Origin of the sequence: Listeria ivanovii subsp. londoniensis (assembly GCF_000763495.1) — a bacterium.
Lineage (GTDB): Bacteria > Bacillota > Bacilli > Lactobacillales > Listeriaceae > Listeria > Listeria londoniensis.
This window is the reverse complement of sequence record NZ_CP009576.1, coordinates 1620133-1633958: the sequence shown is the minus strand read 5'-3', so window position 1 is coordinate 1633958 and position 13826 is coordinate 1620133. Positions and strand designations below refer to the sequence as shown.

Here is a 13826-nt window from a genome sequence, read left to right as displayed (position 1 = left end):
GGGAAAACATATTTAGAAGGAGTGATTCAATTGACAGAATATACATATGATGTGGTCGTAATCGGAAGTGGTGCGAGTGGAACTACAGTCGCATTTGAAACGCAAGCTGCTGGTCTAAGTGTGGCTATTATAGAAGAGCGTAGTTGGGGAGGTACATGTGTCTTACGTGGCTGTGATCCTAAAAAGGTCCTTATTGGCGCAAGTGAGGCTAGAAACTTTTCTAAACGATTACGAGGAAAAGGAATTAAACAGGCGGCAACTATAAGTTGGACAGATTTGATGGCATTTAAAGAAACATTTGTAGAAGACGTACCTGAACAGCGATTGCAAAGTTTCCAAGATGCAGGTATTGAAACTTTTTTTGGAAAAGCTCGGTTCAACTCAAAAGATAGCCTACAAGTTGGAGAAAATGTGCTCAAAACTAAAAATATCGTGCTAGCAACTGGGGCTAGCCCTAATAAACAAAATATCCCTGGAAGTGAATTTATTCAAAACAGTGATGATTTCTTATCTTTACCGACACTTCCCGATTCCGTTACATTTATTGGCGGAGGGTATATTTCATTTGAATTTGCTTCGATTGTTTTAGCTGCTGGAAAAGAAGTGCATATAATTCATCATAATAGCCAACCATTAAAGAAATTTGATCCAGATTTCGTTGCGGCGCTTGTTTCATTAATGGAAGAAGAGGGTGTTCATTTTCATTTTGATACAGCCATTTCAAAGATAGAGAAAAAAGCAGGTAAGTTACAGATTAGTGGCGAAAACGCTTTCTCCCTCGATACAGATATTATCATCGGAGCAACTGGAAGATCACCAAACATCGCTCATTTATCTTTAGAAAATGCGGAGATTGAGTATACTAAAAAAGGTATCACGGTAAACGAAAAACTACAAACCATAGCAAATCCGCATATCTATGCGTGTGGAGACGTTGCTGCATCTAAAGGAGCGCCACTTACACCAGTTGTTAGCCTGGAAGCTACGGTTGTTGCCCAAAATATTCTCGAGGCAAACAAAGCGATGGAATATCCAGCCGTCCCAAGTGTGGTATTTACTAGTCCTAAATTAGCAAGTATAGGTATTAGCCTGGCAGAAGCAAAAAAACAAGCTGATAGATATGAAATAAAAAATCATGATACAACGAGTTGGTATACTTATAAACGCACAAATGAACCACTCGCACTTGCGAAAATCATTGTAGATAAAAACACTCAACAAATAAAAGGTGCGCATTTCCTAAGTGAAGAAGCAGATTATATGATTAACTATATCGCTCTTTTAATGAAAGCAAATCTCACTTTAACAGATTTACAATCGGTTATATTTGCTTATCCTTCTCCAGCAAGTGATTTAACTGCTTTGAACTAAGTGTTAAATATGGTATAGTGGGGGAGAAATTCGCATAAAAGGAGCAAGATAGATGGAAATTTGGATTATTGCCGGAATATGTGCTTTCTTCATTTTTATCGCAGGTATCGTGATTTTGTTTTTCCCAGCTAAGCGGAAAATTGGCGCGATCTTAACAAGTGCTGGTATGTTGTTATTAGTAGGTTCTATCATCGGCATTATTGTTAGTTTCACGCATTACCAACAAGTCCAAAATGATGTGTTTAATTATTCTTCCGCAGGGTCGAACCAAACAGCCGAAGAAACAAAAACTTATCAAGTGAATTATGAAGATACAGCAGATAATTTTACGAAAAAAATTACTTCCGTCACAGTCGAAAAGAAAGAAACCTATTCAACAGTCGAGGGGAAATCAGTTCCTGGCAGCATTACATTAACCTTAGAAATAACCAATAATGCAGATAAAATACTTGAGACTTATCCAAACCAAGGGCAACTAGATGCGAACAAAATGGAGATTAATGGTGGAGATGCTGTTTTATCTGAATTTGATAAGACCGATATTCAGCCAGGAGAAACGGTCAAAGGGAAAATTGTTTTTCCAGTAGAAAAATTAGACAAAGTTTCTGATATTACTTGGATTTCATATAGTTTTCTAAGTTATTTAAAAGATTCCTCCTCACCACTTACAACAGACACAGGAAAAATCGAATTAAAATAAAAAAAGCTCTATTCTCCAAATTAGGGGATAGAGCTTTTTTGATAATTATTCCGTTACATTCATAACTTCTTTTAAATACTCATCATAAGAAATTTCTTTATTATAGAATTGTTCTTTTGATAAGTTGATAACACGTGTAGCAATTGTTTGTAATAACTGATGGTCATGAGAAGCAAAGATGATTGCTCCTTTAAAAGATTCTAAACCATTGTTAAGTGCTGTGATAGATTCTAAGTCCAAGTGGTTAGTTGGCTCATCTAGAAGAAGCACATTAGAACCAGAAAGCATCATTTTCGATAACATACAACGAACTTTTTCACCACCAGATAAGACGCGAACTTTTTTCAGTACCTCATCACCACTAAACAACATCCGACCTAGGAATCCACGAAGGAAAGCTTCACTATCATCTTCTGGTGAAAATTGACGTAACCATTCAACAAGACTCATATCATTTTCTTCAAAGAATTCGGAGTTGTCTTTCGGGAAGTAACTTTGGCTTGTTGTAATGCCCCATTTATAACTACCTGAGTCAGGTTCCATTTCACCAGCAAGGATTTGAAATAGCACTGTTTTTGCTACTTCATCATCCCCAACTAATGCCACTTTATCATTGCGGTTGATGGAGAAAGAAAGGTCATCAAGAATTTTTACGCCATCAATTGTTTTAGATAAGTTAGTTACAGTTAGAAGATCATTACCAACTTCTCGTTCCGGTTTGAACTGGATGAAAGGGTAGCGGCGACTAGAAGGTTGAATATCTTCTAGCGTAATTTTTTCTAACATTTTTTTACGGCTTGTTGCTTGTTTGGATTTAGAAGCATTCGCACTAAACCTAGCAATAAAGTCTTGTAATTCTTTCATTTTCTCTTCTTTTTTCTTATTACGGTCGCCCATCATTGTTTGAGCTAATTGGCTGGATTCATACCAGAAGTCATAGTTACCAACATAAAGTTTAATTTTACTGAAATCTAGGTCGGCAATATGAGTACATACTTTATTTAAGAAGTGACGGTCATGTGAAACGACAATAACAGTATTATCAAAGTTAATTAAAAATTCTTCTAACCAGTGAATAGCACGGATGTCCAGGTGGTTGGTCGGTTCATCCAAAAGTAGAATATCCGGCTTACCAAACAATGCTTGGGCAAGAAGTACTTTTACTTTTTCTCCACCAGTTAAATCTTTCATTAATTTACCATGTAATTCTGTTGAAATACCTAAACCGTTAAGTAAAACAGCTGCGTCTGATTCCGCTTCCCAACCGTCTAGCTCAGCGAATTCGCCTTCTAGTTCCGCAGCACGAATGCCGTCCGCATCACTAAAATCTTCTTTCATGTAAATGGCATTTTTTTCGTCCATAATTTTATATAGACGTTCATGTCCCATTATTACAGTATTCAAAACTAATTCTTCATCATATTGGAAGTGATCTTGGCGAAGGACAGCTAGACGCTCACCAGAACCAATATGCACATTTCCGCTTTGTGAATCAAGCTCACCGGAAAGAACTTTTAGGAAAGTAGATTTCCCAGCTCCGTTTGCTCCGATAAGACCATAACAGTTACCCGGTAAAAATTTAATAGAAACATCTTCAAATAGCTTTTTATCGCCATAGCGTAAGCCGACATTATTTACAGTTAACATTTTCTTCCTCCAATACTAAGTTGTTCTCTCTTAATTTCAGAAAAAACACAATTACTACTATTTTAACACGGTTAGTGATGCAAAGAAAGTATACACACATAAATAAATGTTATAATACTAGAATAAGGAGGGAAGTAGCATGAATTATCAACAAATGCTAGAAGAAAAAGTAGCTATTTGCTTATCTTTGCAAGGAGCTAAGGAAACATTTCCATTTGATAAAAAAATGCATGCGCTAACGCTTGGTGGCAAGATTTTTGCGCTTATTCATATGTATCATGGAGATTTATATGTTAGCCTAAAATGCCAACCAGAAAGAATAGACCAATTACGTGATGAGTATAACAGTATCAAACCTGGCTATCATCTAAATAAAAAACATTGGATTACATTAGTTATCAATGAGCAATATGATGTGGAAGCAGAAACAGAATTTGCTTTAATCCAAAATAGTTATCAACTTATTTTTCAAAAACTTCCTAAAAAAGCGCAAAATACCGTACGATTTTCTGCTAATGACTAATAAAAGAAAAAATTCTTTACAAAAAACAAAGCCATGCTATAATAATGGTTGTACAATTAATTTCATAGACGTTACCACAGGGGGGGCTTCTTAGCTGAGATTGAATCCGCATGTTTTTGGATTCTGACCCTTTGAACCTGTTCGTTAATACGAGCGTAGGGATTGTGGCGATTGCATTTCTAACAATAGAAACTGCTTTCTTCTGGGGTACGTTTTTGACCAAAAAGAAGAGGGGAGTTTATTTTTTATGCAAAATAAAAGATTAATTATTTTACTGGAGTGTGCCATCTTTGCCGCAGTTGCGATGGTACTGAGCTTTATTCCGTTAGACATCGGATCAAGTTTTTCGATTTCACTAGGCATGATACCAATGTACGTGATTGCTATCCGTCGTGGTTTCTGGGCAGCTGGATTTGCCGGGTTATTATGGGGATTACTGCATTTTTTAACAGGAAAAGCATATATTTTAATGCCGACTCAAGCATTGATTGAATATGTTATCGCCTTTAGCTTTGTTGCTTTTAGTGGTGTATTCAGTAAGCAAGTTCGAAGCAATTTAGCAGCTGGACACTTAAAAAAAGCTATTCAGTGGGCTTGGGGAACGATGATTATTGGTGGTGTGGCTAGGTATTTCTGGCATTATGTTGCCGGTGTGTTATTTTGGGGTGCCTATGCCTTTAAAGGTTGGGGAGCACAATTATTTTCACTCGTGATGAATGGAGCTACCTGCCTTGCTACTGTAGCTGTTGCCGGGATTGTTATTACCATTTTATTGAAAACTTCACCAAAATTATTTTTACCAAAATAAGGAAAAGGACTGTTAGTGTGTTTGCTAGCAGTCCTTTTTTGGGGCGAAAAATAAGTATGTTATAATAGAGAAATACTATATTGCAGTTTAATTACAATACTCATTTTTACGAAGCTAAGTTTAGCATCGATGTTTCCCGTGCTACAAGTACGAAATCAACTCGCAAACGACTTCTGTTTGAATGCACCACTTGTTTTTAAACTGTTTTTTTATTTTAAAGTTTCAATCGTGACGGTTAGGGAAAAGATTTATTGATTGCCAAATTTATTGGTATTGGTAAAGAAAAAATGGAGGTGTATAAGCGTGTTAAAATTCGAACACGTAACGAAGACTTATAAAGGGGGCAAAAAAGCAGTTAATGATCTGACACTAAGCATCGATAAAGGAGAGTTTGTTTGTTTTATCGGTCCAAGTGGTTGTGGGAAAACAACGACAATGAAGATGATTAATAGGCTTATTGAACCAACTGAAGGTAAAATTTTCATTAATGATAAAGACATCATGGCGGAAGATCCTGTTAAATTACGTCGTTCTATCGGTTATGTAATTCAACAAATTGGCTTGATGCCACATATGACGATTAGAGAAAATATCGTCCTCGTTCCAAAACTACTTAAATGGTCCGAAGAGAAAAAACAAGAACGTGCAAAAGAGTTAATTAAGTTGGTAGATTTACCAGAAGAATTTTTAGATCGCTACCCATATGAACTAAGTGGCGGACAACAACAACGTATTGGTGTACTTCGCGCACTTGCGGCAGAACAAAATTTAATTTTGATGGATGAGCCATTTGGGGCACTAGATCCAATTACACGTGATTCTTTGCAAGAAGAATTCAAAAACTTACAAAAAGAACTTGGTAAAACGATTATCTTTGTTACACATGATATGGACGAAGCTATAAAACTAGCTGATCGTATCGTAATTATGAAAGCTGGAGAAATAGTGCAATTTGATACCCCAGACGAAATTTTACGTAATCCTGCTAACTCCTTTGTAGAAGACTTTATTGGGAAAGACCGTTTAATTGAAGCAAAACCGGATGTAACTCAAGTAGCACAAATTATGAATACAAATCCAGTTTCGATTACAGCAGATAAGTCCTTGCAAGCTGCAATTACAGTCATGAAAGAGAAACGCGTAGATACATTGCTTGTTGTAGATGAAGGAAATGTACTAAAAGGATTTATTGATGTGGAACAAATTGATTTAAATCGTCGCACAGCCACTTCAGTAGTAGATATTCTTGAGAAAAATGTCTTTTATGTTCATGAAGACACGTTGCTTCGCGATACAGTTCAACGGATTTTAAAACGTGGTTACAAGTATATTCCTGTAGTAGATAAAGAAAATAGACTAGTCGGCATTGTCACACGCGCTAGTTTAGTTGATATTGTCTATGATTCCATTTGGGGTTCATTTGACGCGGAATCAGTAAATCAGGAGGAACAACCGGATTCCGAAACGACAGAACCAGAAACGAAGCAGGAGGGATAAGCTATGGACGCTATTGTTACTTTTTTTCAAGAAAACGGCCATAACTTGCTTGTTCAAACATGGCAACATTTATTCATCTCCTTATCTGCGGTTATTTTAGGGATTGCGGTAGCTGTACCAACCGGGATTTTGCTAACTAGATCGCCAAGGGTAGCAAATTTTGTTATCGGTGTGGTTAGTGTTCTTCAAACGGTGCCGTCTCTTGCAATTCTGGCATTTATTATTCCATTTCTCGGAGTAGGAACACTCCCTGCGATTATCGCGTTATTTATCTATGCACTGTTACCAATCTTACGTAATACATTTATTGGTGTTCGAGGTGTAGACAAAAATTTAATTGAGTCTGGCCGAGGTATGGGAATGACCAACTGGCAATTAATTGTTAATGTTGAAATTCCTAACTCTATATCCGTTATTATGGCAGGGATTCGCTTGTCTGCAGTCTATGTTATTGCTTGGGCAACACTTGCATCGTATATTGGGGCAGGCGGACTAGGTGACTTTATTTTTAACGGTCTGAATCTATACCGTCCAGATTTAATTCTCGGCGGAGCAATACCAGTTACCATTTTAGCCCTTGTAGTAGAATTCGCGCTTGGAAAACTAGAGTATCGCTTAACTCCTAAGGCCATCCGAGAAGCTCGGGAAGGGGGAGAATGAGATGAAGAAAAAACTAATTGCTCTAATGAGTGTATTGTTACTAACTAGTTCACTCTTCTTATCAAGCTGTGCCTTACCTGGACTTGGTGGAGGTTCCAAAGATACAATTCGAATTGGTGCAATGGCCACTACTGAATCACAAATTGTTTCGAACATTTTAAAAGAGTTAATTGAACATGATACGGGTCTAAAAGTAGAAATAGTTAACAACTTAGGTTCAACCATCGTTCAACACCAAGCAATGCTCAATGGAGATGTAGATATTACAGCCACTAGATACACTGGTACAGATTTAGTTGGCCCACTTGGTGAAGATGCAATCAAAGACCCAGATAAAGCTCTAGCTGCTGTCCAAAAAGGCTTTGAAGAACGTTTCCACCAGACGTGGTTTGATTCTTACGGTTTTGCTAATACGTATGTTTTCATGGTACGTCAAGATACAGCCAAAAAATACAATTTGTCCAAAGTAAGTGATATGCGGAAAGTAGAAGATCAATTAACAGCTGGGGTAGATAATTCTTGGATGGAACGTGAAGGCGATGGTTATAAAGCCTTTTCTGAAGCTTATGATATCCAATTCAAAAAGATTTTCCCTATGCAAATTGGCTTGATCTACACCGCGCTTAAAAACAAACAAATGGATGTGGCGCTTGGATACTCCACTGATGGGCGTATACCAACTTATAATCTAAAATTACTAGAAGATGATAAAAAGTTCTTTCCACCATATGATGCCTCTGCTCTTGCAACAGATGAAATTTTGAAGAAACACCCTGAATTAAAAACAACCATTAACAAATTAAAAGGAAAAATTTCCACAGAACAAATGCAAAAACTCAATTATGCAGCAGATGGTGAACTAAAAGAACCATCTATTGTAGCAAAAGAGTTCCTAGAAAAAAATAATTACTTTGAAGGTAATAACTAAGGAGGTGCCAAAAGATGGACACACTAAAACAATTAATTGACTATTATCAAACAAACGGAAGTTACGTCATGGAAGAGTTCTGGCGGCATTTCTTAATGAGTGCTTACGGAGTTATTTTCGCAGCAATTGTAGCGATACCACTCGGAGTATATATTGCTAGGAAGAAACGTTTAGCTGGTTGGGTTATTCAAACTGCTAATATTATCCAAACAATTCCCGCACTTGCAATGCTAGCCGTATTAATGCTTGTCATGGGCCTAGGGACGAATACAGTCGTTTTATCCTTATTCCTCTATTCTTTACTGCCAATATTAAAAAACACCTATACTGGCATTAGAAACGTTGATGGAGCACTTCTTGAATCTGGCAAAGCAATGGGGATGACGAAATGGCAAGTTCTACGTTTGATCGAAATGCCACTTGCTTTATCTGTTATTATGGCAGGGATACGGAATGCTTTAGTTATTGCTATTGGTGTTGCAGCGATTGGGACATTTGTTGGAGCTGGAGGGCTCGGTGACATCATCGTCCGTGGAACAAACGCTACTAACGGAACCGCAATTATCCTGGCTGGCGCAATCCCAACCGCTGTTATGGCCATTTTAGCTGACTTATTACTTGGCTGGGTGGAACGTAGATTAAACCCTGTTAAAAATAAAAGAAAAACCCTGACCGAAGCGCTATAATCTGATAGATAAACACAACCTATTATTTTCTAAAGGTTGTGTTTTTCGTTTGACAAACAATGTTTCCCGTAGTAAACTTTTTACCATAAACGAAAGAAGGTCAGGGAGCATGAAAAAGAAGAAAACAGAACGTACAAAAGAAAGCTGGAGAAAAGCACAGAATGCTCCCAGTTTAAGCGAGGTAAATAATTCCGTAGCAGTTCCAAAAGATGCGAAGTTTTTCCGGAAACTACTGGCATTTATGGGACCAGGAGCACTTATCGCAGTTGGTTATGTTGATCCAGGGAACTGGGCAACCTCTATCGCCGGAGGATCTGAATTTGGTTACACTTTACTTTCTGTTATTTTAATTTCTAATATTTTAGCTGTTTTATTACAATCACTCGCGTCCAAATTAGGAATTGTTACTGGTCGCGATTTGGCTCAAGCCTCTAGTGACAGTTTTTCCAAACCATTTGGATTTATCTTGTGGATTTTAGCTGAATTAGCCATTATTGCAACGGATATTGCAGAAGTAATTGGGAGTGCAATTGCCCTTAATCTGCTATTTGGAATTCCATTAATCTGGGGAGTTTGTATTACCGCCCTTGATATATTTCTTGTGCTCTTCTTGCAACACAAAGGTTTCCGTTACATAGAAGTTATCGTTATTACACTAATGGTTACAATACTTGTTTGTTTTGGAGCAGAAATGGTGATGTCGCATCCTGATGTACAAGCCATTGCCAAAGGATTTATTCCACAAACGGAAATTGTAACTAATCCTGCGATGCTTTATATCGCACTTGGAATTCTTGGAGCAACCGTAATGCCACATAATTTATATTTGCACTCATCGATTGTTCAAACAAGGCAATATGCTAGAACCAAAAAAGGAAAGAAGGAAGCCATTCGTTTTTCTTTTATTGATTCTACCTTTTCATTAACCATTGCTTTATTAATTAATGCTTCCATTTTAATTTTAGCAGCAGCAGCATTTTATACAACCGGACAAAATAATGTAGCTGGAATTGAAGATGCATATAAGTTATTAAATCCTACACTTGGAAGCAGCATTGCGAGCACAGTTTTTGCAGTTGCTTTACTAGCTTCTGGTCAAAACTCAACCTTAACGGGGACATTAGCTGGCCAGATTGTTATGGAAGGTTTCTTAAATATCCGTTTAAAACCAGTAGTACGACGCTTGTTAACTCGATTCTTAGCAATCGTTCCAGCTGTTATTATCACTGCACTATACGGAGCAAACGGAATTAATGAACTTTTGATTTTTAGTCAAGTTATTCTCTCAATGCAATTATCTTTTGCGGTCATTCCACTAGTTATGTTTACGAGTGATATACAGAAAATGGGAGATTTTGTTAATCCTCCGTGGTTAAAAATTATTTCGTGGACCGTAGCGATTTTTATCGCTGTCTTAAATATTTATTTATTATTTTATACTTTGACGTCATTATAGTTGGTTAAGAAGACGATAATATGATTATGTAAACTATTAAAAAACATTTTCTCATTTCTTTCCCTCGAAATTTTCATCTTTATACTATATAATTAAATTATATTATACTAATGGAGTAGTAAAGGTGTTGAATAAAGATGACGGATAAATTATTAAAACAACATAAACGACTTTTAGAACAGCAACATAGACTACCCTACACGATTGATTTGGACGGAGAAATATTTACGGTGATTATTTATACTAAATTAAGTAAAGTAGCTGGTGTGACTGTCTTAAATTCAAAAGAAGAACCAGCAACTACGAATGAAGCAGAAGCCGTAGTTAATCGCATTCAAAAATATAATTTTTATTTTGAATACTTGGGCAAACGCGCACACGTCATCAAAGAACGCGATAGCATCATTGCTGAGAAAATTGAACAAACGCAATTAATTTTAAACGATAATACGATTTTTGGCGAACAAATGCAACCAGCAATCGATGAGCTCAACTTAGCAATGGAAGTATATAAACAACAACAACGAAAAATGGATATTTACCAAGAAGATATTACATTGCTTAACGAAAAAATTAAAATGCAAGGCGAAATTTTGGAAGAAGACTGGGAATCTGCTGAAAATCTTTCCATTTCGTTTGCTAAAGCAGCTTATGCTCAGACTATTTATTTAGAAGCAACTCGAAAAAATCGGAAACAATTAGCGAAATGGTTCCATCTCCATCAAAAAGAACTACCATTAGAAAAACAAAAAGCATTAGGCAAAATCATTTCAGTTTTAAGCGATACAAATGCTGGTCTTGTATTTGATCAAATTATTTCACTTAGACCGTTGTTAGAGGAAGGGTTAATGCTTGATCACGGACAATCCTTAACACAGCTAGCTAGTGAATTTAACAAAGAATTTGAAACACATTGTCGTTTCTATAAACCTAACATTAATAAAGTGAAAAATTTAATTAGACAATAAAAATAAGCTAAGCAAAGTATCAACTTCGCTTAGCTTATTTTTATTTTACTATACCTTGCTCTTGCAAATAATTTTTAGCAACAGTATAAGCTGATTTGCCATTTACATTGACCTCATAATTCATTTTTCTCATTTCGTCATCTGTAATTTTGCCAGCAAGTTTGTTTAATGGTTTTCTAAGTTCTGGGTGTTTATCCAGTGTTTCTTTTAACATCAACGGGGCGCCTTGATAAGGAGGGAAGAGTTGCTGATCATCCTCGAGTACTTTTAGTTTATACTGCGCTAGTTCACTGTCTGTTGAATAGGCATCAAGTAAATTAATATCACCAGACTTAATGGCGTTATAGCGTAGTTTTGGCTCCATCGTTTTTAAATTAGGGAAAGTAAGTCCATATGTTTCTTGGATTCCTTTATACCCATCAGAGCGATCTTTAAATTCTAAAGTGAAACCAGCTTTCACTTGATCTGTTACTGGACCTAAATCAGATATTTTTTCTAAATTATTTTCCTTAGCAAATTCCGGTGAAACAGCTAAAGCATAAGTATTATTATATTTCATCGGTTTTAGATAAGCCATATCAAAATCTTTCGCTAGTCCGTCACGAGCTTGTTCATACACTTGCTCAGGATTGTGAGTTTGGGCATTTTCTTTTAAGAAAGTTTCCAAAACCGTACCTGTGAATTCTGGGTAAATATCGATATCTCCAGATTTTAGCGCATTAAACACGAAACTCGTTTTGCCCATATTTGGCTTAACATTAACTTTTAAGTCCGTTTCATCTTCAATAACTATTTTATACATATTAATTAAGATTTCTGGTTCGGCTCCTAGTTTACCTGCAATGGTAATCTCTTTTTTATCGGAAGTAAGGTAGGGAACAACAACGATTGCCGCTGTGAGTAGAATCCCAGCAGAAATAGTAATAATAGTACTTTTAAATGAAGCTTTTTCAAGAAACCGCAATAAAAAATCAAACAAAATTGCTAGTAATGCCGCTGGAATAGCACCTAATAGAATTAAACTATTATCATTACGATCAATTCCAAGTAAAATTAAGTCCCCTAAACCACCAGCACCAATTAATGCCGCAAGCGTAGCCGTTCCAATAATGAGCACCATTGCAGTACGAATACCAGCCATTATCACGGGCATAGCTAAAGGTAGCTGTACTTTGTATAATCTTTTCCATTTGTTCATTCCCATTGCACGTGAAGCTTCAACAAGGGCTGGGTCAACTTCTTTTATCCCAGTATATGTATTCCTCAAAATAGGAAGGAGAGCATAAATAACAAGCGCAATAATTGCCGGAACGATTCCAATACCAACTAGTGGAATTAATAAACCTAGTAGGGCAAGTGATGGTATCGTTTGAAAAATAGCTGCTACTTGGATAATTGGCTCAGCAAGCCGTCTATGTCTAGTTAAATAGATTCCAAGTGGTAAAGCAATTAAAACAGCAATAAAAAGCGAAACAAACGAAATTTGAATATGTTGAACGAGGGCAGTAAATAGTTCCTCTTTACGAACCTCAAAAGTATCTAATAATGTATTCATACTAGCTCACCTGAACTTTCTAGGTGGCGCGCTAAGAATTGCATTACATGCTTATTTGTAATGGTTCCGACGAAATTGCCTGAAGCTTCATCTAGAACAGGAATAGATGGTTCCTCTGCCACACGACGTACTAAATTCTCCACTGGCTCTTTTAAAGAAATGCCAAGAGTTCCGTCGCTCGTTTGATACTCATAAAATAAATCTGCTTCTATTAAATCATTCACTGTAAAGCTACCTTTTAATATAGGTGTATTAAAAGCATGACCAGATGCTAAGAAATCTTTAACAAAATCATTCTCTGGGTTTTTAATAATTTCTTGTGGTGTGGCGACTTGAACAATTTCACCTTCTTGCATCACACAAATTCGGTCACCAAGGGCAAGTGCTTCTTGCATATCATGGGTTACAAAGACAATCGTTTTTTTTATTTTCTTTTGGAGCGCCGAAATATCTTGTTGTAGTCGTTGCCTTGAAATAGGGTCCAGTGCGCTGAAAGGCTCATCCATTAAAATAATTCCAGGGTCAGCTGCGAGCGCGCGAACTACTCCAACACGTTGTTGCTCTCCGCCAGATAGTTCAGCTGGTTTGCGATGGCGATAGCTTTCCGGATCAAGTCCAACACTATCTAGTAACTCGGTAATCCGGTCATGAATTTTTTCTTTGTCCCATTTCTTCAGTTCTGGCACAATTGCAATATTTTCCTCAATGGTCATATGAGGAAACAGGGCAATTTGTTGCAAAACATAACCGATGTCCCAGCGAAGTTCATGAATATCGTAATCGCTAATTCTTTTTTCATTGATATAGATTGTTCCTGTCGTTAGAGGAATCAATCGGTTAATCATTTTGAGTGTTGTTGTTTTCCCGCAACCACTTGGTCCGATGAAAACGAAGAATTCGCCATCTTTTATGTCAAGTGTCACATTCTTCACAGCAGTTTTATCGTTATTATAATTTTTTGATACACTGTCAAAACGAATCATTTTTTCACCCTTTCTTTGTTAGTCGAATATATGTTCTACATTAT

13 protein-coding genes and 1 riboswitch are annotated in these 13826 nt (G+C 36.7%); of the genes, 10 read left to right on the top strand and 3 right to left on the bottom strand.

Annotation, left to right across the window (positions count from 1 at the left end; translation table 11 throughout):
• Nucleotides 1-30: 30 nt before the first annotated feature.
• Nucleotides 31-1371 carry a dihydrolipoyl dehydrogenase family protein gene (locus JL53_RS08000; RefSeq protein WP_038407297.1) on the top strand — a complete coding sequence of 447 codons (1341 nt, stop codon included), beginning with the start codon at nucleotides 31-33 and terminating at the stop codon, nucleotides 1369-1371.
• A 52-nt stretch (nucleotides 1372-1423) separates the two neighbouring features.
• Complete coding sequence (locus tag JL53_RS07995; RefSeq protein ID WP_038407296.1) at nucleotides 1424-2071, top strand: hypothetical protein; 648 nt, start codon at nucleotides 1424-1426, stop codon at nucleotides 2069-2071.
• A 45-nt stretch (nucleotides 2072-2116) separates the two neighbouring features.
• Here the strand turns inward: JL53_RS07995 and JL53_RS07990 are convergent, their stop codons facing one another.
• Entirely contained in the window at nucleotides 2117-3718 is a 1602-nt protein-coding gene (locus JL53_RS07990) for an ABC-F family ATP-binding cassette domain-containing protein (protein ID WP_038407295.1), read from the bottom strand.
• Between the two features lie 139 nt (nucleotides 3719-3857).
• Here JL53_RS07990 and JL53_RS07985 point away from each other — a divergent pair, with 139 nt between their 5' ends.
• The 8 genes from JL53_RS07985 to JL53_RS07950 all read left to right on the top strand — a co-directional run bounded on the left by JL53_RS07985 (nucleotide 3858) and on the right by JL53_RS07950 (nucleotide 11244).
• A complete protein-coding gene (locus JL53_RS07985; RefSeq protein ID WP_038407294.1) occupies nucleotides 3858-4241 on the top strand; it encodes an MmcQ/YjbR family DNA-binding protein in 384 nt (127 codons plus the stop codon).
• Between the two features lie 69 nt (nucleotides 4242-4310).
• A riboswitch (TPP riboswitch) is annotated at nucleotides 4311-4421 on the top strand.
• Nucleotides 4422-4488: 67 nt separating this feature from the next.
• Nucleotides 4489-5049 carry an energy-coupled thiamine transporter ThiT gene (gene thiT, locus JL53_RS07980; protein WP_038407293.1) on the top strand — a complete coding sequence of 187 codons (561 nt, stop codon included), beginning with the start codon at nucleotides 4489-4491 and terminating at the stop codon, nucleotides 5047-5049.
• 303 nt (nucleotides 5050-5352) lie between these two features.
• Nucleotides 5353-6546: a betaine/proline/choline family ABC transporter ATP-binding protein gene (locus tag JL53_RS07975; RefSeq protein ID WP_003719724.1), complete on the top strand. Its 1194-nt coding sequence runs from the start codon at nucleotides 5353-5355 to the stop codon at nucleotides 6544-6546.
• 3 nt (nucleotides 6547-6549) lie between these two features.
• Nucleotides 6550-7206, top strand: a complete 657-nt coding sequence (locus JL53_RS07970) for an ABC transporter permease (RefSeq protein ID WP_003719723.1) — start codon at nucleotides 6550-6552, stop codon at nucleotides 7204-7206.
• 1 nt (nucleotide 7207) lies between these two features.
• Complete coding sequence (locus JL53_RS07965; protein WP_003719722.1) at nucleotides 7208-8134, top strand: osmoprotectant ABC transporter substrate-binding protein; 927 nt, start codon at nucleotides 7208-7210, stop codon at nucleotides 8132-8134.
• Nucleotides 8135-8148: 14 nt separating this feature from the next.
• Nucleotides 8149-8820, top strand: a complete 672-nt coding sequence (locus JL53_RS07960) for an ABC transporter permease (protein ID WP_003719721.1) — start codon at nucleotides 8149-8151, stop codon at nucleotides 8818-8820.
• A gap of 109 nt (nucleotides 8821-8929) precedes the next feature.
• Nucleotides 8930-10276 (top strand): Nramp family divalent metal transporter, encoded by a 1347-nt coding sequence (locus JL53_RS07955; RefSeq protein WP_038407292.1) that lies wholly within the window; start codon nucleotides 8930-8932, stop codon nucleotides 10274-10276.
• A 137-nt stretch (nucleotides 10277-10413) separates the two neighbouring features.
• Nucleotides 10414-11244: a hypothetical protein gene (locus JL53_RS07950; protein ID WP_003719719.1), complete on the top strand. Its 831-nt coding sequence runs from the start codon at nucleotides 10414-10416 to the stop codon at nucleotides 11242-11244.
• A 40-nt stretch (nucleotides 11245-11284) separates the two neighbouring features.
• Here JL53_RS07950 and JL53_RS07945 read toward each other — a convergent pair whose 3' ends face one another.
• Nucleotides 11285-12799, bottom strand: a complete 1515-nt coding sequence (locus JL53_RS07945) for an ABC transporter permease/substrate-binding protein (RefSeq protein ID WP_003719718.1) — start codon at nucleotides 12797-12799, stop codon at nucleotides 11285-11287.
• Nucleotides 12796-13782 carry an ABC transporter ATP-binding protein gene (locus JL53_RS07940; protein WP_003719717.1) on the bottom strand — a complete coding sequence of 329 codons (987 nt, stop codon included), beginning with the start codon at nucleotides 13780-13782 and terminating at the stop codon, nucleotides 12796-12798. The genes JL53_RS07945 and JL53_RS07940 overlap by 4 nt, the downstream gene beginning before the upstream one ends.
• Nucleotides 13783-13826: the final 44 nt, after the last annotated feature.

What these genes read in the sequence shown, in the direction of transcription:
- JL53_RS07970 (WP_003719723.1), top strand. Translation starts at nt 6,550, where the DNA reads ATGGACGCTATTGTTACTTTTTTTCAAGAAAACGGCCATAACTTGCTT.
- JL53_RS07950 (WP_003719719.1), top strand. Translation starts at nt 10,414, where the DNA reads ATGACGGATAAATTATTAAAACAACATAAACGACTTTTAGAACAGCAA.
- JL53_RS07965 (WP_003719722.1), top strand. Translation starts at nt 7,208, where the DNA reads ATGAAGAAAAAACTAATTGCTCTAATGAGTGTATTGTTACTAACTAGT.
- thiT (WP_038407293.1), top strand. Translation starts at nt 4,489, where the DNA reads ATGCAAAATAAAAGATTAATTATTTTACTGGAGTGTGCCATCTTTGCC.
- JL53_RS07995 (WP_038407296.1), top strand. Translation starts at nt 1,424, where the DNA reads ATGGAAATTTGGATTATTGCCGGAATATGTGCTTTCTTCATTTTTATC.
- JL53_RS07985 (WP_038407294.1), top strand. Translation starts at nt 3,858, where the DNA reads ATGAATTATCAACAAATGCTAGAAGAAAAAGTAGCTATTTGCTTATCT.
- JL53_RS07940 (WP_003719717.1), bottom strand. Translation starts at nt 13,782, where the DNA reads ATGATTCGTTTTGACAGTGTATCAAAAAATTATAATAACGATAAAACT.
- JL53_RS07960 (WP_003719721.1), top strand. Translation starts at nt 8,149, where the DNA reads ATGGACACACTAAAACAATTAATTGACTATTATCAAACAAACGGAAGT.
- JL53_RS07990 (WP_038407295.1), bottom strand. Translation starts at nt 3,718, where the DNA reads ATGTTAACTGTAAATAATGTCGGCTTACGCTATGGCGATAAAAAGCTA.
- JL53_RS07955 (WP_038407292.1), top strand. Translation starts at nt 8,930, where the DNA reads ATGAAAAAGAAGAAAACAGAACGTACAAAAGAAAGCTGGAGAAAAGCA.
- JL53_RS07945 (WP_003719718.1), bottom strand. Translation starts at nt 12,799, where the DNA reads ATGAATACATTATTAGATACTTTTGAGGTTCGTAAAGAGGAACTATTT.